This is a genomic window from Rothia mucilaginosa ATCC 25296, assembly GCF_000175615.1.
Classification (GTDB): Bacteria; Actinomycetota; Actinomycetes; order Actinomycetales; family Micrococcaceae; genus Rothia; species Rothia mucilaginosa.
In genome coordinates this window covers 109,170-129,291 of the sequence record NZ_ACVO01000017.1, presented here as the reverse complement: position 1 = coordinate 129,291, position 20,122 = coordinate 109,170, and the positions used below count along the sequence as shown (strand labels likewise).

Here is a 20,122-nt window from a genome sequence, read left to right as displayed (position 1 = left end):
TTCTTCCCGCTCTAAATTTTTCACTGACGTTCTCACGCGAGTTCCCTCGCGAAAGGTGTATGCGCTGATGAGTACCGCCTCCCAGGTCGCTATTTCGGTTGATGCTCCCGGTAAGGTCAATCTGTACCTTGCCGTGGGGGATGTTCGTCCGGACGGCTACCACCCGTTGACTACGCTTTTTGTGGCGGTTTCTCTGACCGAGACCGTCACCGTCTCTGAAGGGCAGGCACCGGGGCTGAGCTTGAGCATGGATATTGTGCCCGGCTCCCTGGTGGATCAGCAGATGCAGGCGGGGCAGTTCGACCCTGCCGCTGTGCCAATGGATGAGCGGAATCTCGTGTACCGTGCCGCTGCGCTGATTCTTGCGGAGCACGGCATCGAATCTGTCCCGGCGCTGCACCTGCATATTGCGAAGGCTGTGCCCGTGGCTGGCGGTATGGCTGGCGGCTCAGCGGACGCGGCTGCCGCCCTCATTGCTACGGACCGCTACCTGCACGCAACCGGCCGCACCGGTGCGCTCCTGACCCAGACGGATTATGAACGTCTTGCCGCGCAACTGGGCGCCGATATTCCCTTTAGCGTGCGTGCCGCGCTCGGGCAGACCCTCGCACTGGGGCAGGGGACCGGTACCGAGCTGCAGAATGTTGCGGCGCCTCGGGAACCTCTGCACCTGGTGATTGTTGCCGCGCAGTTTGGCCTCTCCACCCCCAGCGTATTCAAGCAGCTGGACGCGGGCCGTGCCGCCGGTGAGTATCCCGCCTCCGGTGAGTTGGTGGAACCCGTAGAGCTTCTGAGCGCCCTGAATTCTTATGACGGTTCGGAGGCGGCGCTCGCCTCCTTGGCACCGCTGCTACGTAACGACCTGCAGGCTCCCGCGCTTTCGTGCGCCCCGCAGCTGGAGCAGACCCTGAACCTGTGCGAGAGCGAGGGCGTGTACGCCTCCCTGGTGTCCGGTTCCGGTCCGACGGTGCTTCTGCTGATTTCTTCGCAGGCTCGGGCGGAGGCTCTTGCCTCCACTCTTCGCGCTGCGGGCAACCACGCTGTGAGCGCGGTTAGTGCGATTCTGTATCATTAGTCTTCGACAATACCGCCGGTCATCTGGACGCTATTGAGCCGGATTTTGTGGTCAACTCGGGTCCTTTGGTGAATAAAACGACCCATAACCGACTGGTGTACACCAATCCTGGTCCTCTGGGAGCTGCACTGGCGGCTAAGAAGTGTTTTACGGTCCTGTGGGACTGCTATAACACTTTCCGGACCCGCCGCTACCTGCGGTCTTTCGGTAAAGAGACTGTTGTTTTGACGTCTATGGCGAAGACTGCAGATTACATGGCGAAGTACGCTCAATCCGATGCTAAAAAGGGCATCGGGTACATCCACGAATTTCATAGCGGCTACAACAGTACCTATCGTTTGGATGAGGAAAAGACTCTCCGTAAGGTTGCTGCGTCTTATGACTCATTCGTAACGCTATCTGAGGGCGACGCTACGCTGTTTGCTCAGTGGCTGAACCGCCCTGTAGAGGCTGTTCATAACCTTATTGAACCTCTTTCGGAAGAGATCTCTGAGATGGTGCGTCTGGGGGAGAAGAAGCCCATTATCCAATTTGTAGGACGGTATGGACCTGAAAAAGGCCTGAATCGTATCCTCGAAAGTTTTGCTGCGTGTGCTGCTGATTTCCCTGAATGGGTATTGCGTATTAACGGTAACGGTTTGGAAGAGGAAATCCTCGCCGTTGAGAAATACCTAGCTCAGCTTGATCCAGAAACCGCTCAGTGTGTTGAACTGGGGGGGGGGCGTGCTCAATGCAGAGGAAGTGATTGAGCATTTTGCTGAGAGTTCTCTAGCTGTTATGGCATCGGATTTCGAAGGTCTTCCAACGTCTTTCTTGGAGGCTATGCAGGTAGGAACTCCTCTCATTTCCTATCCTTCCTCGTGGGCGCTTCGAGAGATGGTTCCTGAAGTGGGGTATCTTGCGGAGGAGCCCAGCGTTGAAGCTCTGCAAGAGCAAATGCGTCTGGCGATGAGCGATGCTCAGTTGCGGGCTCAAAAGTCTGCGTTGTGTCGTGAAAAGTCTCGCACTTTCTCGCCCGAATATGTTGTTCGGCATTGGGAAAAGCTTTTCGAATCTATTCACCGTTAGTAGCCGCAGTAACGGAGAACTAAATATATGCGCAAATGCCGGTTCTAGATTCAATCTAGAACCGGCATTCCTTATATCAGTAGACCTTAGCCGAGCAGTTCGGAGAGTTCGAGCCAGCGCATTTCTAGCTCGTCAATCTCATCCTGGAGCGCCTGCTGCTGCTCGCCGAGAGCCGCCAGGCCGGCATAATCGCTCGGGTCGTGCGTGCTCATCTGCTCGGAGAGCTTCTCCTGCTCCGTGGCAAGCTTCGCCAGGCGACGCTCAATCGCACCGGACTCCTTCTGAGCCGCACGCTGCTCGGCACCGGAAACCTTCGGCCTGGCGGGCGCCTCCGCCTCCTGCGCCGAAGCCTTCTGCGTCGGAGCGGTGGAACGCGCCTGTGCGGAGCCTGCCGCCGAGCCGCCAGCACCGGCTGCAGAGAGCGCCAGGTATTCGTCCACACCACCGGGCAGGTGACGGAACGAGCCATCAATCACCGCGTACTGCTGATCTGTTACGCGCTCCATAAGGTAACGGTCGTGGCTGACCACCAGCAGGGTGCCCGGCCAGGTGTCCAGCAGGTCCTCCATCGCGGCGAGCATATCGGTATCCAGATCGTTGGATGGCTCGTCGAGAATCAGCACGTTCGGTTCATCCAGCAGAATCAGCATGAGCTGAAGGCGACGCTTCTGACCACCCGACAGGTCCTTGACCGGGGTAGACAGCTGGGCGCTCGTAAAGCCCAGACGCTCCAGCATCTGCGAGGGGGACAGCTCTTTACCATCGGCAATGTAGCTACGCTTCTTGCGGCCAATCACATCCGAGACGCGGTCGTTAGCAACCTCGTTGAGTTCATCGAGCTGCTGAGTCAGGGTCGCAATCTTCACAGTCTTACCGTGCTTGACGCGGCCCTCGGTCGGCTTCAAATCGCCGGTCACCAGGGAGAGCAGAGTGGACTTACCCGCGCCGTTCACACCCAGGATGCCGGTGCGCTCGCCGGGGGCAATACGCCAGGTGACCTTCTTCAACACCGGGCGCTTGCCGCCGGGCATCGAGGGGTCGTCGTAGACGACGGAAACGTTTTCGAGATCGACCACGTCCTTGCCGAGGCGGGAGACCGCCATCTTCTTCAGCTCCACGGTGTCACGCACCGGCGGAACGTCCGCAATGAGGGCGTTGGCGGCATCAATGCGGAACTTCGGCTTGGAGGTACGCGCGGGCGCACCGCGGCGCAGCCAAGCGAGCTCCTTGCGCATCAGGTTCTGACGCTTCGCCTCCGCTGCGGCCGCCTGACGGTCACGTTCCACACGCTGCAGGATATACGCTGCGTAGCCGCCCTCGAAGGGCTCGACGATGCGGTCGTGCACTTCCCAGGTGTCGGTACAGATTTCGTCAAGGAACCAGCGGTCGTGGGTGACGACCATGAGTCCGCCAGCATTCTTGGACCAGCGGGACTTCAGGTGGTTAGCGAGCCAGGTGATGGCTTCAACGTCCAGGTGGTTGGTGGGCTCGTCGAGCATCAGCACGTCCCACTCCTGCGCGAGCAGGGAGGCGAGCGCTACGCGTCGACGCTGACCGCCAGAGAGCGAAGAGACGGGTGCATCCCAGGGCAGATCGGAGACCAGGCCCGAGATGACATCGCGGATACGGGGTTGCGAGGCCCACTCGTATTCGGGGGTGTCGCCCACAATCGCGTAGCCAACCGTGTGGTCGTCGTCAAGAACATCGGACTGGTCAAGGTAGCCAATGCGGGTGCCGCCGCGCACGGTAACGCGGCCGGAGTCCGGTTCGAGCCGGCCGGCAAGGATCTTCATGAGGGTGGACTTGCCGTCGCCGTTGCGACCGACAATGCCGATGCGGTCGCCTTCGTTCAAACCGACCGTGATGCCCTCAAAGATGGTTCGGGTAGGGAATTCGAGGTGCAGCGATTCGCCGCCAAGTAGATGTGCCACGCCTTCTAGGGTACAGGGTGAGTCTTCAGTTCAAGTAGCGTTCCAATCTTTGATGAGGGGGTACTTGGCGGTGCTGAGAAAAGCTGTGGGGATTGCGGGGTGCGCGGATAAGTTGAGCACAGATATTTGATAAACTGAGGAAAGCATTTCCTGCATTGCGCTGTTCTATGCCCAAAATGGCGGTCAATGACAATGGGGACCCGTAGCTGGGAACTCATATGAATGTATGGATAATCCGCCATGGTGTAATGGCAGCACAGCGGCCTTTGGAGCCGTTTGTCTAGGTTCGAGTCCTAGTGGCGGAGCGTAAGCACTCAACGGCACCGTTGATAGAGAGTTAGCGGTCCGCGCTCACTCCTCACTCTTACAACCTCGTCTAAGGAGTCTTCCCAGTGAACACTGAACTGGCACCCTCTGCAGTAATCGTTCTCGCCGCAGGCGCTGGTACGCGCATGAAGTCCGCGACCCCCAAGGTCATGCACGGCATTGGTGGTCGATCCATGGTTGAGCACGCTGTCGCTGCTGCACGCGATCTGAACCCTGAGCGCCTCGCTGTTGTGGTACGCCACCAGCGTGATAAGGTCGCTGAGCATGTGCTTGCGTTTGACCCTGAGGTAACCATCGTTGATCAGGATGAGATTTCGGGTACCGGCCGCGCTGTTGAGGTCGGTCTGAACGCCCTGGATGCGCAGGCACCGGTCTCCGGCACCGTCCTGGTGACCTACGGCGATGTTCCTCTGCTACGCCCCGAGACTCTGCGCGAACTGATCGCCTTCCACGAGGAAGACAAGAACTCCGTAACTGTCCTGACCACCCACATTGATGAGCCCGGCGCCTACGGTCGTATTGTCCGTAACCAGGCTGGCGAAGTGACCGCTATTGTTGAGGCGAAGGACGCTTCCCCCGAAGAGCTCGAAATTACCGAGATCAACTCCGGTATTTACGCTTTTGACGCCGCTGTTCTGCGTGAGGCACTGCTCGAGGTGACCACCAACAACGCACAGGGCGAGAAGTACATTACCGACGTTCTGTCCATTGCTCGTTCGAAGGGCCACCGCACCTCCGCTCTGGCTATTGAGGACCGCTGGGAGGTTGAAGGCGCTAACGACCGCGTGCAGCTGGCTCAGCTGGGTCGTATGCTCAACAACCGCATCCTTGAGGCGCACATGCGTAACGGCGTGACTATCGTTGATCCGCAGAACACCTGGATTGACGTTACTGTCACCATTGAGAACGATGTGACCCTGCTGCCCGGTGTGCAGCTGCACGGCTCCACCACCGTTGCTACCGGCGCTACTATTGGCCCGGACACCACCCTGACTGACATGACCGTCGAGGCTGACGCTACCGTCATCCGCACTCACGGTTTTGGTGCTGTCATCGGCGAAGGTGCAACTGTTGGTCCCTTCGCATACCTGCGCCCTGGTACCACCCTGGGCAAGGACGCTAAGCTTGGCACTTTCTGCGAGGCTAAGAACTCGCAGATTGGTGATGGCGCAAAGATTCCGCACCTGTCCTACGTTGGTGACGCCACCATCGGTGAGGGCGCGAACATTGGTGCAGGCTCTATTTTCGCGAACTATAACGGTCTGGTGAAGAACCGCTCCGTTATTGGTGCTCATGCTCGCATGGGCTCCGCGGGTATTTACGTCGCACCTGTTACCGTTGGTGACGGTGCCTACTCCGGCGCGGGCGCGCTCATCCGTAAGGATGTTCCTGCGGGTGCCCTCGCCTACTCTGAGACTTCCCAGCGCACCATCGAGGGCTGGGTCCTGAAGAACCGTGCTGGTACCGAACCCGCCGAAGCCGCCAAGGCTGCTGGCGCTCAGGAACCGGCAGAATCCTAATTCGAGGAAAGAACAACACCATGAGTAGCGAGATTACCAACCCCGGTGAGCGCAAGCTTGTAGTGGTCTCCGGTCGAGCACACCCCAAGCTTGCCGAGGAGATCGCACAGGCTCTTGACCACGACCTGCTGCCCACCTCCGCATACACCTTCGCCAATGGCGAGACCTACGTCCGTTTTGAGGAGTCGGTGCGCGGTGCGGACGCTTTCGTGATTCAGTCGCACCCGGCACCTATCAACGAATGGCTCATGGAGCAGCTCATTATGATTGATGCACTCAAGCGTGCATCTGCTCGCTCTATTACCGTGGTGTCTCCTTTCTACCCCTATGCTCGTCAGGACAAGAAGCACAAGGGTCGTGAGCCTATCTCGGCACGTCTGATTTCGGATCTGTACAAGACCGCTGGTGCTGACCGCCTGATGTGCGTGGATCTGCACACTTCGCAGATTCAGGGCTTCTTCGACGGCCCGCTGGATCACCTCTTCGCGATTCCGGTTCTGGCTAAGCACATCCGCGAGCGCGTGGAAGACTTGTCCAACGTGACCGTTGTGTCCCCGGATACCGGTCGTGTCCGCGTGGCTGAGCACTGGGCTGATCTGCTGGACGGCGCACCCCTGGCGTTCGTGCACAAGACCCGCGACATTAACGTCCCCAACCATGCTGTTTCTAAGACTGTTGTGGGTGACATCGAGGGTCGTACCTGTGTGCTGATTGACGACATGATTGACACCGGCGGCACCATTGCTGGTGCTGTGAAGGTCCTCATGGACAAGGGTGCAAAGGAAGTTATTATCGCAGCTACCCACCCGGTTCTGTCCGATCCGGCTGCTGAGCGTCTGTCTCAGTGCGGTGCTGTGGAGGTCATCGTGACTAACACCCTGCCCGTGCCGGAAGAGAAGCAGTTCGATAACCTGACTATTCTCTCCATTGCTCCGTTGATTGCTCGCGCTATCCGTGAGGTCTTCGACGAGGGCTCTGTGACCGAGATTTTCGATCACTAAGTTTTCTCAGAGCATGTAGAAAGTCCCCCGCTGACCGTGGTCGGTGGGGGACTTTCTTGTGCTGAGACTAAAGCTAACCCGGCTGGAGCAGAGGCCTGTTCCTGCCGGGTTAGTGCTGTATTTAGCGCCGCGTGCTTAGCGGTGTGCCTGTGCGAGCCAGGGCAGAATCACGCGCAGGGACTGTTCCACTTCGTCCACTGCGACCTTTGCTGCTGCGAGGCCGCGACGGTAGGGGTCTTCCAACCTGTCGATATCGAGCGGGCGGGCACCGTAGGAGTAGAGGTAGGAAAGCGGCTCGGCGCGGCGCGCTTCCTCACGGATACGTGCGGTCTGCTTGAGCAGCTTGATCTTGGAGTGGTGCTGGGGCCACTCGCGCACGATCCAGTCGGCGTGTACCTTCTCAGCGACCAGGATGATGGTGGCGTTCTCAATAATTTGCTCGTTGAGCTGGCGAGATGCGAAGCCCTCCGGGTTGTAGCCTCGCTTGATAAGCTCGTTAGCTACGTGTTCGTAGACGCCGTGACCGACGAGGGCGCCGGTGCCTGCGCTGGAGAAAATCCATTTGTCTTCCAGGCCGTATTCTGCGGCAAGGTGCTTGGAAATTACCTCGCCGGATGCGCTACGGGCAATGTTTCCGGTGCAGACGAAGACTGCTTCGAAGGGGCCGTCACCGCTAGTGCTACCGGTACGGTTGAGGTTTTTGGGGGAGAGCTTGAACTGCGGGGTGCGTTCGCTGCGGGTGTTAGTAGCGGGGGAGGGCTGCGCGTTTCCTGCGCTCTGGCTGTTGGCTTCTTTCGGGTCGGCGAGCTCTTCGGCATCAACGGTGGGCGCGTTGTGCTGACCCACGCGGATAATGCTGGGTCCTGCGGGCTTGCCGTCTACGTCGAGGATGTCGTCGGGGGTGGCCTCGATGTCGGTGTGGGTGAGGGGCTGTGCGGAGACGGTTGCAGTGCCGTCGGCACTGAGCTCTTCCTCGGGAGTGACTTCCTGGCTGGCTACCTCGGCGGGGGAACGGACTTCGTAGTCTTCGATGGCTTCGCGGAGCGAACCGTCGGGGGTGATGGTACGGCTGGCTACCCCGCGGCGGTTCTTGCCCGCCAGTTCGGGGTTGCTCTTAATGAGGGAACGGACTCCGTCGGCAATATTTGCGGAGGAAGAAGCAACGGTCGCCGGGTGCTCCTCGGTGGTTTCTGCGGAGTTGGTTTTGTCCTCGGAGGAGCCCCACGCGTACTTGTCCTTGAGGGACTTAATGTTGAAGATGCCCATCAAAAAGCCTTTTCTAATTGACGTACCCAACAGTGAACAGGGAAGCCGGAAGTGTCGGGTTGGTTGAATGAATAGTATCTATCATACCGAGTTACTTGCACCTTCAGCGGTTCCTTTTCCTGTGTGTGGCAAATACGCCTCAACGTCTTATGCTTTAGGCGTGGAATGGATGTTCTTCTCCAACCTAAAGATGACCTAAAGTACAAGCTTGATGCCGAAAATGTTTAGATGCCACGTGCTAAAATTGGCGTGCAATGCTGGTCTTTTTCTCACTCAGGGGCCAGCGAGTACACTCACCAACGAGGACCAATGAAGAGTATTTACACTAAGCTTCGCTTGCTTTTCCCGGGACGAAGCTTTACGCTGCTTATCTTTAACCTAATCGGTCTGTTCCTCCTGTCTTTGATGGAAATGATCGGTGTTGCAGCCATCCTTCCCATTGTGAATATTGCGATGGGTGCGGAACTTACCGGTTATCTGGCTGTACTTTCCGATATCTTCGGCAACCCTCAGCGTTCTGAATTGGTGGTCTACCTGGGTATCGTTCTGGTGCTCGCCTTTGTTATTAAGGGTGTTGCTGCGCTCCTCTTTAAGCGCTGGAGCCTGAAATTTACCGGTTACCAGCAGCTGGCGACGTCGACGACAATCCTCAATCATTACATGAAGGATAGCTACTTCAACCGCAAGAAGTCTCAGCCTGAAGAAACCGCGTACCTGATTAGCACCTACGTGGTGTTTGCATACCGCGGTTTTGTGGGATCGATTATTAACTTTGTGGGCGATTTCCTGTCTATCCTCGTGTTGCTCATCATGATTCTTTGCGTCATGCCGGTTCCGGCACTGCTTGCTTTTGCATACTTTGGCATCACCATCGCTGGCATGCAGTTCTTCTTGCGCCGCGGTAATGCGAAGTATGGTGAGGCATCGGCACGTGCGGGTCGAGACGCTTTGCGCTTCCTTTTGGATGACATCAAGGGCTTCCGTGAAATTCGTATTACGAATGCGCACAAGGCTGCTATCGAGCAGTACCGCGAGCCCGCAGTACGAAGCGTTAAAAGCGACGTTAACCTCTCGTTCCTGAATGACTTCCCCAAGTACTCCCTTGAAGTTATTTTTATCGTGGGTATCGCTGGTCTGCTGGCTCTGGTGACCTCGACTCAGGGTGCTGAGGGTCTTCCTTCCCTCATGCTTTTCGCAACCGCATGTATCCGCATTCTTCCGAATGCAACCCGTATGATTGCCAACCTGGGCAGTATTCGTGCGAACGAGTTCGCTAGTGAAGAAGTTGCAAAGGTTATCCGCTCGATGAGCCCCGAAGAGCAGCGCCTGCAGATGGTTGAATTCAAGGATGAAATTGATCCGGCAACCATCATCAACTCGGATATTGAGCCTGTGGATGTTCAGATTGATAACCTGGTCTACCGTTACCCGGATGGTGATAAGGATGTTCTCAAGGACATTCAGCTGGATGTGCCGGCTGGTACCTCGGTTGCTTTCGTGGGTGGTTCCGGTTCGGGCAAGACTACCCTGGTTGACCTAATCCTTGGCCTGCTCACCCCGACGAGCGGTACGATTTCCAGCCAGGGTAAGGACATCCATACTGATTTGCCTTCCTGGTACCAGAAGATCGGTTATGTTCCCCAGGACCCCTACCTGGGTAACGGCACCCTGCGTGAGGCAGTCGCCTTCGGCATTCCCAAGCAGTACATTGATGACGATCGTGTACTCTACTGCCTCAAGCTGGCGGAGCTGATGCCCGTTGTCGAGACCCTGGAAGATGGTATTAACACTTCGATTGGTGAGAATGGTAACCGTCTCTCCGGTGGTCAGCGTCAGCGTGTGGGTATTGCGCGTGCGATGTACCGCAACCCGAGCTTGCTGGTTATGGATGAGGCGACCAGCGCGCTGGACAATGAGACTGAGTACAAGATCACTCAGACCATTAACCGCATCTCCAAGGAGATTACCGTGATTATCGTGGCTCACCGTCTTTCTACGGTGCGCAACGTTGATCAGCTGGTGTACCTCTCCCAGGGCCGTATCGCCAACAAGGGAACTTTTAAGGAAGTTCAGATGGCCAACGAAGAATTCGCGAACCTCGTTCGCCTGGGCCAGCTGCCCGACTAATTGAAATGATGGGGGTGATCGTATGCAGCAGTTGAGTACGGTCGCCCCCATCTTTAGCCTTCTATAGCTTGTGATTTTCAAGCGCCTCACTCAAAGGACATATTGTGACTCATACTCCCCGCGTATCTGCGGTTATTCCTTTTTACGGTGAGCCGGAACCGGTTCTTGCCATTATTGACACTCTGCGCGCTCAGCAGGGTATCGATCCCGCCGATATCGAGATTATTGTCTCTGACGATGTTTCTCCCACCCCCTTCCCCGAGGTTGAGGGCGTGACCGTGGTTCGCCGCCCCGTTAATGGTGGTTTCGGTAAGGCTGTGAACTCCGGTGTTGCTGCCGCGACCGGTGAATGGGTTTTCATCCTCAACAGCGACCTGGAGCTGGATAACACTTTCGTCTCTCGCATGCTCGCAGCCGTGGAACGTCACGGCGAGATCCTGGCTAGCCCGCAGATCATCGGCCACGATGGCAAGCAACAGTGGGTGGCTCGTAAGTTCCCCACCGCAGCGCATGTGGCGTGGGAATGGTTCACCCCCCTGGCTCGTTTCAAGCCGACCAACTGGTGGCACCGCGGTGTTGGCCACGATGTTGAAGCGTGCACCGGCACCTCGGACGCGAAGGTCGACTGGGTTATGGGCGCATGCATGGTTGTTCCTCGCGCGACCTTCAACCGCATCGGTGGCATGGACGAGCGTTTCTACATGAACAGCGAAGAGGTGGACTTCCAGTACCGCCTCTCGAATACTGGCGTGGACCGCTACCTGATTCCTTCGGTGACCGTAACCCACGAGGGCGGCGGTTCTTCGCCCTCTGAGCGCCGAGTACAGTGGCTAACCACTGCTCGTTTTATTTATGCCGATAAGTGGGGCTGGGAGAAGAAGCTTGCTACGGCTCTGCGCGCTACCAGCTACGCAAACTTCCTGGTGAACTCCGTGCGTGCTCTGCGCAATAAAGACGTGGACGCTTGCGGCTTCCTCGCCACTGAGCTGGAGCGTATCGCCAAGGCAGAGCGCCGTGAAAACTAAGTTGCGAAACCACCGGAATTTACCGTGATGGTTCCGTAAGATTTGTTGCCTTCTTCATAAGAAGGCTCACATAGAACGTAGGAGGCGACACAGTGCACTCGAGTGTGTCGTCTCCTGCTTTCGTTGTAAAATTTCAGTAGGTATGTTTTGCCTCAAGTTGCAGGTGAAACTTTCCGTTCCTCTTCACTCCAACACATAGCACCGCACGGTTCTACCCTGCGGGTTCTCATAGCAAACGCCGACAGGATTCAATCCTCATATGACTCAGCCCAAACTTCTACTGCTCTCACCCGCATTCCACGGGTACTGGAAGGCAATTCAGGCATCCCTGGAAGTGCACGGATACGAAGTGCGCACCCACATCTACGATGCGCCGGGTACTCTGCCCGAGCGTATCCTCAACAAGCTTGCCCACGAGCTGCCCGAGAAGTACCGCCCCGAAAGCTTCGCTGCTCAGGCTACCCGTAAGGCTATTGACGCTTTCAACGAATTCCGCCCCGATATTGTGCTGGTCATTAAGGGCGATATGCTCTCCCGCGAATGGTGGGACCTGCTGGAGACCTCCGGTGTTCGCTACGGCACCTGGCTTTACGACGAAATGCGTCGTATGAGCTACACCGAAGAGGACCTGTACCACCTGGGTGCGCTGGCAAGCTACAGCCCGCTGGATGCGCAGCACCTGCGTGAACAGGGCTTCGAGGTGCTCGACATGCCCAACGCCTACGACACCCATTGCCCGGTTGTCCCCATGCGTGAGGATTCCATCAACTTTGTGGGCGCTAAGTATCCCAACCGTGAGGAGACCCTGCAGGCGCTGGTCGCAGCCGGTCTGCCGGTGCGTGCTTACGGTCGTGCCTGGTCGCGTCACCCCTACGATATTCTGCGCACCAAGCAGTTCAAGGACTCCGGTGTTCCCGCCGGCCGCGACATCGACCGCTCCGAGGCCTACGGCATCATGGCGTCTTCCCCTGCTACCCTGAACATCCACAATAACCAGGACGGCTTCACCATGCGTACCTTCGAGGCGCCCGGCGTTGGCGCCCTGCAGGTGATTGATCGCCCCGACGTAGACCGCTACTACATTCCTGGCGAAGAGGTTCTGGTCTACGAGAGCATTGATGAGCTCATCGAGATTTGTACCCGCATTTTCCGTGAGCCGAAGTGGGCGCGACAGATTCGTGAAGCCGGTCAGAAGCGAACCCTGGCCGAGCACACCTTCGATCAGCGCGTCAAGATTTTGGAGCAGCTATGGGCCTAACCTACCCCCTCGACATTGATGCATGGGCCGCCTGGCAGAAGCGGCAGAACACCCTGCGTTGGGCTAAGGGCGAGGCCCGCAGCCTTATCGGACGTCTGCGCGGGGGCGCGGCGGAACAGGAAGCCCCTGTTGGCGGTGTTCTCTACACCCGCGGCGCCGTACCCCGCGTGCTCATCGTGCTCGATTCTTTCTCTCCGACGAGCCGTAACTCCCTGCTGGAGCCGCTCAAGTACCTCGAGAACGTGGGCGTGGCCCTGTGGGTCCCCGAGGATGCCTCGGAGTACCTCAACGGCCAGTACGCCACCGAGCGTTACGGCCGTGATGCCTGGACCGAACAGGAAGTGACGGGCGACCAGCTGCAGGGGCTCCTGCCCGGTGTGCGCGTGGTCCTTTCCCTCGGCCACTACCTGGCCCGCGGCGCGGCCGCCTACGAGTACTCTCGCGCGATTGGTGCTGAGTACTGGGTCGTACAGCACGGTCTGCTCGTGCCGCAGGCACCGCCCCTGCCGGTTGGCGCAACTCTGTTGGCGTTCAGCGAAGCCGACGCAGAGTTCTGGGCGTCGGGTCGCCGCGACGTGACCACCCACGCGGTGGGTTCCCAGCTGCTCTACCTGGCCGCTCAGAAAGCTGCCGGTGCCGAGGCGCAGAAGCAGAACGATCTGGAACCCATCTTCCTGGGCCAGATGCACGGCGCCGAGTTGCCGCGAGCATCCTTCGCTTTCGCCGCGCACTCCTTCCTGAAGAAGTACGGCGGTATCTACCGCCCGCACCCGAGCGAGAAGGACAAGCTGTCGGTGCTGACCCACAAGCTGTGGGAGAAGGAAGGCGTCCGCATCGATCGTTCCGGAACCCCTCTGAACGAGGTACCGAACCCCGTCGTGTCGATTTTCTCCACCGGTGTGCTGGAGGCGGCTATCCGTGGCATCCCGGCCTGGGTGTACCACCCGGAACCGCCCGCATGGCTTGTGGAATTCTGGGACCGCTACGGCATGAACCGGTGGGGGAGCGAACCCACCCCCGCCCCGGTTCAGCCCGAGAAGGAACCGGCACGCCGCATCGCAGAACTCATCATCGAAACTCTGGAGGCATAATGCGTATTCTCTGCGTCATTCCCGTGCGCGGTGGCTCAAAGGGCATTCCGCGTAAGAACCTGCGCCCTATCGCGGGTAAGCCGCTGGTCGCATGGACCATCGAGCAGGCACTGGCTGCTAAGGAAGAAGTAGCCGGCGAGCACGAGCTGCGTGTTGTCGTCTCCACCGACGATGCTGAGCTGGCTGATATCGCCCGCGAGTACGGTGCTGAGGTACCGTTCATTCGTCCGGCACACCTGGCTGAAGACACCACCGCAACCGAGCCGGTCATCGAGCACGCCATCGAGTTCTACACCGAAAACGGTTGGGAACCCGAGGCTGTCATGCTGCTGCAGGCAACCAGCCCGGTGCGTCTGCCCGGTACTCTGGCTCGTGCGGTCCGCCAGTTCGCGGAGAACGGTAAGGACTCCATGGTCGGTGTGATTCCGATTGGTCCGTTCATCTGGACTTGGCACGCTGACGGTGAGCCCACCGCGGCGTTCGAGATTATGGCCCGCCCGCGCCGCCAGGAGCTGACCAAGGAAACCTTCCGCTACCGTGAGAACGGTTCGATGTACATCACCAAGACCCACGTGTACACGGACCACCACAACCGCCTGGCGGGCTACCCCGGCGGTACTATTGATTTGTTCATGCTGGACGAGGTTGAGGGCGTCGATATTGACGCACCGATTGACTTCTCCGTGGCAGAGCACCAGCTCACTCAGATCCTGGCCGAAGGCAAGTAACCTTCACCCGCGGCAGTACCTCGTCTGCCGCTCCCGGCTTGACCGGCACTCAGGCATTCAACTAAACACTCAAACGAAAAGGTCAAAATCGTGATTATTGAACGCAATATTGCCCCCTACGTGGTCTTCGCTGAAGACCCGATTCTCAACGCACTGCAGAAGATTTCTGCCAACGGCCAGCGCATCATCTTCCTGGTGAATGAATCCGGTATTCTGCGCGGTTCGCTCTCTGACGGTGACTTCCGTCGTTGGCTGATTGCTAACCCCACTGCATCCCTGGAGACCAGCGCCCTGGACGCTGCAAACACCAACCCGCAGACCGCACCGGCTGATGCTGATCCCGAGACCCTGCGCGCATACTTCGCGAAGGGCATCAACCACGTGCCGCTGACCGACGAGCGCGGTCACCTCGTGGCACTGGCGATGGATGAGCAGGACGTCCTGCGTATTGGTAAGCACACCATCAGCGAGGATTCCCCCTCCTTCATCATTGCTGAGATTGGTAACAACCACCAGGGTAGCGTTGACTTCGCTAAGGAACTGGTGGACCTGGCTGTTGAGTCCGGCGCGGACGCTGTGAAGTTCCAGCTGCGTGACATGGACGCTCTGTACCGCCAGCGCGGCGCAGCAACCGCAGGTGAGGACCTGGGCGTTCAGTACACCCTGGACCTGCTGTCCCGCTTCTCCCTGACCGTTGACCAGATGTACGAGGTCTTCGACCACGTCAAGCAGCACGACATGGACATCATGTGCACCCCCTGGGATGCACCCTCCGTTCAGGCACTGGTTGACTACGGTATCCAGGGCATGAAGATTGCTTCTGCTGACCTGACCAACCACGAGCTACTGCGCGATGTGGCTTCCCGCGGCCTGCCCATGCTGGTTTCCACCGGTATGAGCCGTGAGGAAGAGATCCGCGAGTCCGTGGCTCTGCTGCGTAACGCTGGCGCATCCTACGCTCTGCTGCAGTGCCAGTCCGCGTACCCGGCACCCTTCAAGGACGTCAACCTGGCGTACATGGACCGCCTGGCTGAGATTGGTCAGTGCCTGGTCGGTTACTCCGGTCACGAGCGTGGCTACCACGTGCCGATTGCTGCTGTTGCTCGCGGCGCGAAGATCATCGAGAAGCACTTCACCACCGACAAGACCCTCGAGGGTAACGACCACACCGTCTCCCTGTTGCCTGAGGAATTCAAGGCAATGGTCCAGCAGATCCGTGAGGTTGAGGCGGCTATTGGTTCTGCTGCTCCTCGTGAGGTGTCCACCGGTGAGCTGATGAACCGCGTGAACCTGGCTAAGTCCCTGGTTGCTACCCGCCACATTGCTAAGGGCGAGGTCGTGACCGAGGCTGACGTTGCTGTGAAGTCCCCCGGCCGCGGTCTGCAGCCGAACTACCTGCCGCAGTTGCTGGGCCGCACCATGCAGCGCGACGTTGAAGAAGGCTCGTTCTTCTTCGAGGGCGACCTGAAGGACGACCTGGTGACCCGCCGCGACTTCAAGTTCGACCGTCCCTGGGGTCTGCCGGTTCGTTACCACGACTACAAGCCGCTGATTGAAGAGGCAAAGCCGGACTTCCTGGAGTTCCACTTCTCCTACAAGGACCTCGAGATTAACATCGACGACGTCTTTGACTCCAAGCTGGACATGGGCTTCACCACCCACCTGCCCGACCTGTTCGCAGGCGACTTCCTGGTGGACCTGGCATCCAAGGACCCCGAGGTGTGGGAGCGCTCCATCGCCGAGGTTCAGCGCACCATCGACATCACCCGTGACCTGACCCGCTACTTCACCGTAGACGAGGATCCGGTCATGGTCGTGACCATGGGTGGCTTCACCAAGGACAAGCACATCCCCGCATCCGCACGTGCTGAGAAGTACGAGCGTATCGGTGAGGCGCTGAAGCGTCTGGACGCATCCGGTGTCCGCCTTGCGGCTCAGACTCTGCCCCCGTACCCCTGGCTGATGGGTGGTCAGCAGTACCACAACCTGTTCCTGGATCCGAAGGACACCGCAGAGTTCTCGCGTGCGTTCGACACCGCGCTCTGCCTGGACATCTCCCACACCATGCTGGCATGTAACTTCCTGAACATTCCGCTGTCGGAGGCTGTTGAGCAGCTGGCACCGCTGTCCATCCACCTGCACCTGGTGGACGGCACCGGCGTTGACGGTGAGGGCGTTCAGGTCGGCGAAGGCGATGTCGACTGGGCATCCCTGGGCAAGCAGCTGCGTGAGCTGGCACCGAAGGCATCCTTCATTCCCGAGATCTGGCAGGGCCACATCAACAACGGTGAGGGCTTCTTCACTGCACTGGACCGCCTCGAGAAGTGGCTGTAGAAAGTAGACACTTACTTATGAATTCAAACGGAGTTCCCACGGCCCTGTGGGTCGTTCCGGTTCCCGAGTTTGGTGGAGTAGCTCGGCACGTTGTCGATATGGCACGTGCCGGGCTCCCCGGCTTTAACCTGGTGGTTCTCGCACCCGAGGGTAAGCTCACGAGCCGTCTTGAGGAACTGGGCGTCACCGTCATCAAGGCTGAGTTCGGCCCCGACTACGGTTTTAAGACTTCTTTTGCTTCTTTGCAGAAGGCTGTTGAGCAGCTCCGCCCGGACATCGTCCACAGCCACCTGGCGTATGCGGACGTTGTCGCAACCGCTGTGGTGAATGCTCTGCGTATCCGTAGCGTTATCAAGCGCGGCACCTGCGTGCCGAAGCTCCTGACCACTGAGCACGGCATTGCCGGTAATGACTCGGTGTACCACGGTAGCTCCTGGCGTTCTAAGCTCATGGAGACCGTGCATCGTGTGCGCCTGTGGGGTACCGATCAGGCGATTGCTGTTTCTCGTTCTACCGCTGATCAGATGCGTGCCAAGTGGGGCGCTCGTGGCGTGGAGCGGGTGTACAACGGCGTGGATATCCCCGAGGTGCACGCGGCTGTTGAGCAGCAGCGTGTTCCCGCAGAGGGAGGTCCGCGTATTCTCTCGCTGTCCCGTCTGTCCCCTGAGAAGGGCATTGACGTGCTGCTGGATGCTTTTGCACAGCTTCGTGCTGATTACCCGCAGGCTCATCTTGAGATTGCGGGCTCTGGCGATTTGGCGTCCGAGTTGCAGGCTCAGGCTCAGCGTCTGAACCTGGGTGATTCGGTGACCTTCAGCGGCTTTGTTAACCCGATTGAAGCGATGGGTCGTAGTGACATGATTGTTCAGCTGTCGGTGTGGGAGAACTGCTCCTACACTCTGCTGGACGCTAAGGCTGCTGGCCTGAAGACGGTCGCTACCGCTGTGGGTGGTAACCCGGAGATTTTGGGTGCCGACGAGCTGGTGGACCGCCAGAGTGCAACCCTGACTCAGGATGTTCTGCAGGCTATGCGCGCGCAGCTACTGAAGGGCGAGTCTGAGCCTTTCACCTGGATTTCGAATGAGCAGATGGCTGCTCAGACAGTTGATATTTATGCACGTGTACTTCGAGGAGGCCGATGATGAGCCAGACTTCGCAGGTTTACGCGCACTTGAATGAGCCTGCTGAGAAACCGGAAGTTTCGCGTTTCTCTGAAGTTGTGTCTCGCGGTAACGATTACGTCCGCCACCAAAGTAGCCAGATTCGAATGCCGGAGTTCATCATGGCATTCCTCTTGCTTTTTGGTGATGCGTTACCGGGTCTTGGTCTGCCCTTCAACCAGCTGGTCGTTATAGTGCTGGCTGTGTATGGTCTGACTCGTAAATCGACTTTTGACGTAAGCCATTTTTCGGGTCTGCGCGCCATCATGTTTATCGCGATGGGTTATCTCACAATCGTTTCAATTAACGGTGTGCACTCTGAGGACGCCTCCGACTGGACTCGTCGTCTGATTCGTCTAGTTGCTGCGACAGTGTTGATTTGGACTATTGCTGCTGGGCGTCTGCATATTCGTTCTATTGTTCTTGGATACTCGACGGCGATTCTTTTCAACGCGGTAGCTTACTTTGCTGGTTTTGCTCCAGTGACGGGATACTACGGTTACCTGACTGGTTGGCTGGGTGATAAGAACTTCTCGGGTCTGGTATATTGCCTCTTTGGTTTGCTGATTCTGAGCTTCGCCCGTAACAAGATCGAAGTCATTCTTGCCGTTGTGGTTTTCTCTGCTTTGCTGTGGGCTACAGGTTCTCGTACCTCTATTGCGGCGTATGTTGCAGGCCTGATTTGGATTGTCATCGCGAACCGTCTGAAGACTTTCGGTCGCATTGCCTTGGGTGTGGCCCTGTACTGGCTGATTGATATTTTGACCAGTGACTACGCACACTCCGGTGCCTTCGCAGATCGTACCGGTACGGATGCGCTTCGTTCGCTGATTGACCAGGCATCTGAAATTAAGGTTCAGGCTTCTGGCTTCTTCGGCCAGGGGTTGGGCGAGGCATACGTATACCTGGTTCATACTGGATCGAAGACCTGGTTCCTCCATAACTCGTACTGGTCTGCTCTGATTGAGGGTGGCTGGCCATGGATGATTCTCGTTGTCACCATTACCCTGCTCTTTATCGTGAACGTGTTTAGCGGCCAGAAGACACTACCTGCAAGGTTCTATGTTGTACAGGGCGCTGGTGTTGCCATCATGATTTGTGCTTCTCGTCTGGGCGAAGTGTTTTATACCTGGCCGTGGGCTGTTGTCTGTGGCTTGGCTCTGCGCGTGTTGTTGCTTGAACGCGAACAGCGTTTGGGCACTGGCCACGATGAGGCGAGTATCGAAGGCTTCGACGAACGAATTGAAATTCGTGAGGCGGAAGAGAAGTTGCAGCATGCTGCGCCGGTGTGGAAGGAAGAAAATGTCTAAGACTAATCGAGCTCCTGAAGTTAGCGTCATTATTTGTGCACTGAATGCAGCGTCAACTCTTCCCCGCCAGCTTAAGGCTCTGGAGAACCAGGAAACTGAGCTTCCGTACGAAGTGATTCTGGTAGACAACGGTTCAGATGACGACACCCGCGCCGTTATGGAAGCGTGGGCTCAGGAGCCCCGAGAGAATAAGTTCACGGTCAAGGTCGTGGATGCCTCCGCAACTCCGGGTATTCCCGCGGCCCGTAACACTGGTGCACGTGCCGCATCCGGTAGAGTCTTAGCATTCTGTGATGCTGATGATGAAGTATCTCCCCAGTGGGTTCAGGCGTTTTCAGAGGTGCAGGATAAGGAACTGGCAGGTGGCTGGATCCGCGCTTTTGACGCTAACGGCACCCCCCGCCCTGACGCCTTTGGCAAGGGTTTGATTGCTACTCCTTATCTGCCGCACGTAGGCAACTGTAACTGTGCTATTACCCGTGCACGCTTTTTCGAAATAGGCGGCTATGATGAGTCCCTTCCTCGCTACGGCTATGAGGATGTGGATATTTCGTGGCGCCACCAGGAAGCTGACGGCGTGATGCGCTTTATCCCTGAAGCAGAGATTCGTTTTACTCTCTCGGAGGGGAAGAGCTCTATCCGTAAGAAGTATGAGCTGGGTGTGGGACGTGTGCTGATGGCCCGTCGTTTCCCCAAGTATGATTCTGCAACGTATTCGTTGAAGTCTACTGTGACTGGTAGTGTTCAGCAGTTGCTGAATATTCTGCGTCAGGCTGTGACCCAACGTAAAGTTGTTCGTCGTGATGTTGCCAATTGGGTTGCTTCGTTGGGACGTATCCGCGGAAGTATCAAATATTCCGGTAAGAATTATGTACCTGCCCGTAAGCTGGTGAAGGAGTAG

Annotated in this window: 16 protein-coding genes and 1 tRNA gene; 15 read left to right on the top strand and 2 right to left on the bottom strand. The window is 57.8% G+C overall.

The genetic code is table 11. The features are described 5' to 3' along the window. The first annotated feature begins 67 nt into the window (after positions 1–67). The 3 genes from ROTMU0001_RS07010 (at position 68) to ROTMU0001_RS09240 (ending at position 2,143) form a co-directional block, all read left to right on the top strand. Entirely contained in the window at positions 68–1,075 is a 1,008-nt protein-coding gene (locus ROTMU0001_RS07010; RefSeq protein ID WP_005508918.1) for a GHMP family kinase ATP-binding protein, read from the top strand. A 254-nt stretch (positions 1,076–1,329) separates the two neighbouring features. Continuing rightward, on the top strand, positions 1,330–1,824 hold the full coding sequence (locus tag ROTMU0001_RS09245; RefSeq protein ID WP_162013013.1) for a glycosyltransferase: 495 nt from the start codon (positions 1,330–1,332) through the stop codon (positions 1,822–1,824). Then, a complete protein-coding gene (locus ROTMU0001_RS09240; RefSeq protein ID WP_162013012.1) occupies positions 1,799–2,143 on the top strand; it encodes a glycosyltransferase in 345 nt (114 codons plus the stop codon). The genes ROTMU0001_RS09245 and ROTMU0001_RS09240 overlap by 26 nt, the downstream gene beginning before the upstream one ends. Before the next feature lie 86 nt (positions 2,144–2,229). Here the strand turns inward: ROTMU0001_RS09240 and ROTMU0001_RS06995 are convergent, their stop codons facing one another. Next, complete coding sequence (locus ROTMU0001_RS06995; RefSeq protein WP_005508915.1) at positions 2,230–4,074, bottom strand: ABC-F family ATP-binding cassette domain-containing protein; 1,845 nt, start codon at positions 4,072–4,074, stop codon at positions 2,230–2,232. Positions 4,075–4,308: 234 nt separating this feature from the next. On the opposite strand from ROTMU0001_RS06995, the gene ROTMU0001_RS06990 reads away from it, so the two are divergent. The 3 genes from ROTMU0001_RS06990 to ROTMU0001_RS06980 all read left to right on the top strand — a co-directional run bounded on the left by ROTMU0001_RS06990 (position 4,309) and on the right by ROTMU0001_RS06980 (position 6,922). Beyond that, positions 4,309–4,379 (top strand) — tRNA-Gln (locus ROTMU0001_RS06990). An 87-nt stretch (positions 4,380–4,466) separates the two neighbouring features. Further along, complete coding sequence (glmU, locus tag ROTMU0001_RS06985) at positions 4,467–5,921, top strand: bifunctional UDP-N-acetylglucosamine diphosphorylase/glucosamine-1-phosphate N-acetyltransferase GlmU (RefSeq protein ID WP_005508914.1); 1,455 nt, start codon at positions 4,467–4,469, stop codon at positions 5,919–5,921. A gap of 20 nt (positions 5,922–5,941) precedes the next feature. Continuing rightward, positions 5,942–6,922, top strand: coding sequence for a ribose-phosphate diphosphokinase (locus ROTMU0001_RS06980; RefSeq protein ID WP_005508913.1), 981 nt, complete (start codon positions 5,942–5,944; stop codon positions 6,920–6,922). A gap of 135 nt (positions 6,923–7,057) precedes the next feature. Here the strand turns inward: ROTMU0001_RS06980 and ROTMU0001_RS06975 are convergent, their stop codons facing one another. Further along, on the bottom strand, positions 7,058–8,188 hold the full coding sequence (locus ROTMU0001_RS06975; protein ID WP_005508911.1) for an arsenate reductase/protein-tyrosine-phosphatase family protein: 1,131 nt from the start codon (positions 8,186–8,188) through the stop codon (positions 7,058–7,060). Positions 8,189–8,497: 309 nt separating this feature from the next. On the opposite strand from ROTMU0001_RS06975, the gene ROTMU0001_RS06970 reads away from it, so the two are divergent. The 9 genes from ROTMU0001_RS06970 to ROTMU0001_RS08975 all read left to right on the top strand — a co-directional run bounded on the left by ROTMU0001_RS06970 (position 8,498) and on the right by ROTMU0001_RS08975 (position 20,122). Beyond that, entirely contained in the window at positions 8,498–10,315 is a 1,818-nt protein-coding gene (locus ROTMU0001_RS06970; RefSeq protein WP_005508910.1) for an ABC transporter ATP-binding protein, read from the top strand. Between the two features lie 104 nt (positions 10,316–10,419). Further along, positions 10,420–11,340 carry a glycosyltransferase family 2 protein gene (locus ROTMU0001_RS06965; RefSeq protein WP_005508909.1) on the top strand — a complete coding sequence of 307 codons (921 nt, stop codon included), beginning with the start codon at positions 10,420–10,422 and terminating at the stop codon, positions 11,338–11,340. A 259-nt stretch (positions 11,341–11,599) separates the two neighbouring features. Then, positions 11,600–12,598 (top strand): CgeB family protein, encoded by a 999-nt coding sequence (locus ROTMU0001_RS06960; RefSeq protein WP_005508908.1) that lies wholly within the window; start codon positions 11,600–11,602, stop codon positions 12,596–12,598. Next, entirely contained in the window at positions 12,589–13,689 is a 1,101-nt protein-coding gene (locus tag ROTMU0001_RS06955) for a hypothetical protein (protein ID WP_005508907.1), read from the top strand. The genes ROTMU0001_RS06960 and ROTMU0001_RS06955 overlap by 10 nt, the downstream gene beginning before the upstream one ends. Further along, on the top strand, positions 13,689–14,417 hold the full coding sequence (locus ROTMU0001_RS06950) for an acylneuraminate cytidylyltransferase family protein (RefSeq protein ID WP_005508906.1): 729 nt from the start codon (positions 13,689–13,691) through the stop codon (positions 14,415–14,417). The genes ROTMU0001_RS06955 and ROTMU0001_RS06950 overlap by 1 nt, the downstream gene beginning before the upstream one ends. 90 nt (positions 14,418–14,507) lie before the next feature. Next, the gene (locus ROTMU0001_RS06945) at positions 14,508–16,751 is read left to right on the top strand and encodes an N-acetylneuraminate synthase family protein (protein WP_005508905.1); all 2,244 of its coding nucleotides are present in this window, start codon (positions 14,508–14,510) and stop codon (positions 16,749–16,751) included. A gap of 17 nt (positions 16,752–16,768) precedes the next feature. Beyond that, positions 16,769–17,893, top strand: coding sequence for a glycosyltransferase family 4 protein (locus ROTMU0001_RS06940; protein WP_005508904.1), 1,125 nt, complete (start codon positions 16,769–16,771; stop codon positions 17,891–17,893). Beyond that, on the top strand, positions 17,890–19,221 hold the full coding sequence (locus tag ROTMU0001_RS06935) for an O-antigen ligase family protein (RefSeq protein ID WP_005508903.1): 1,332 nt from the start codon (positions 17,890–17,892) through the stop codon (positions 19,219–19,221). The genes ROTMU0001_RS06940 and ROTMU0001_RS06935 overlap by 4 nt, the downstream gene beginning before the upstream one ends. Then, positions 19,214–20,122, top strand: coding sequence for a glycosyltransferase family 2 protein (locus ROTMU0001_RS08975; protein WP_005508902.1), 909 nt, complete (start codon positions 19,214–19,216; stop codon positions 20,120–20,122). The genes ROTMU0001_RS06935 and ROTMU0001_RS08975 overlap by 8 nt, the downstream gene beginning before the upstream one ends.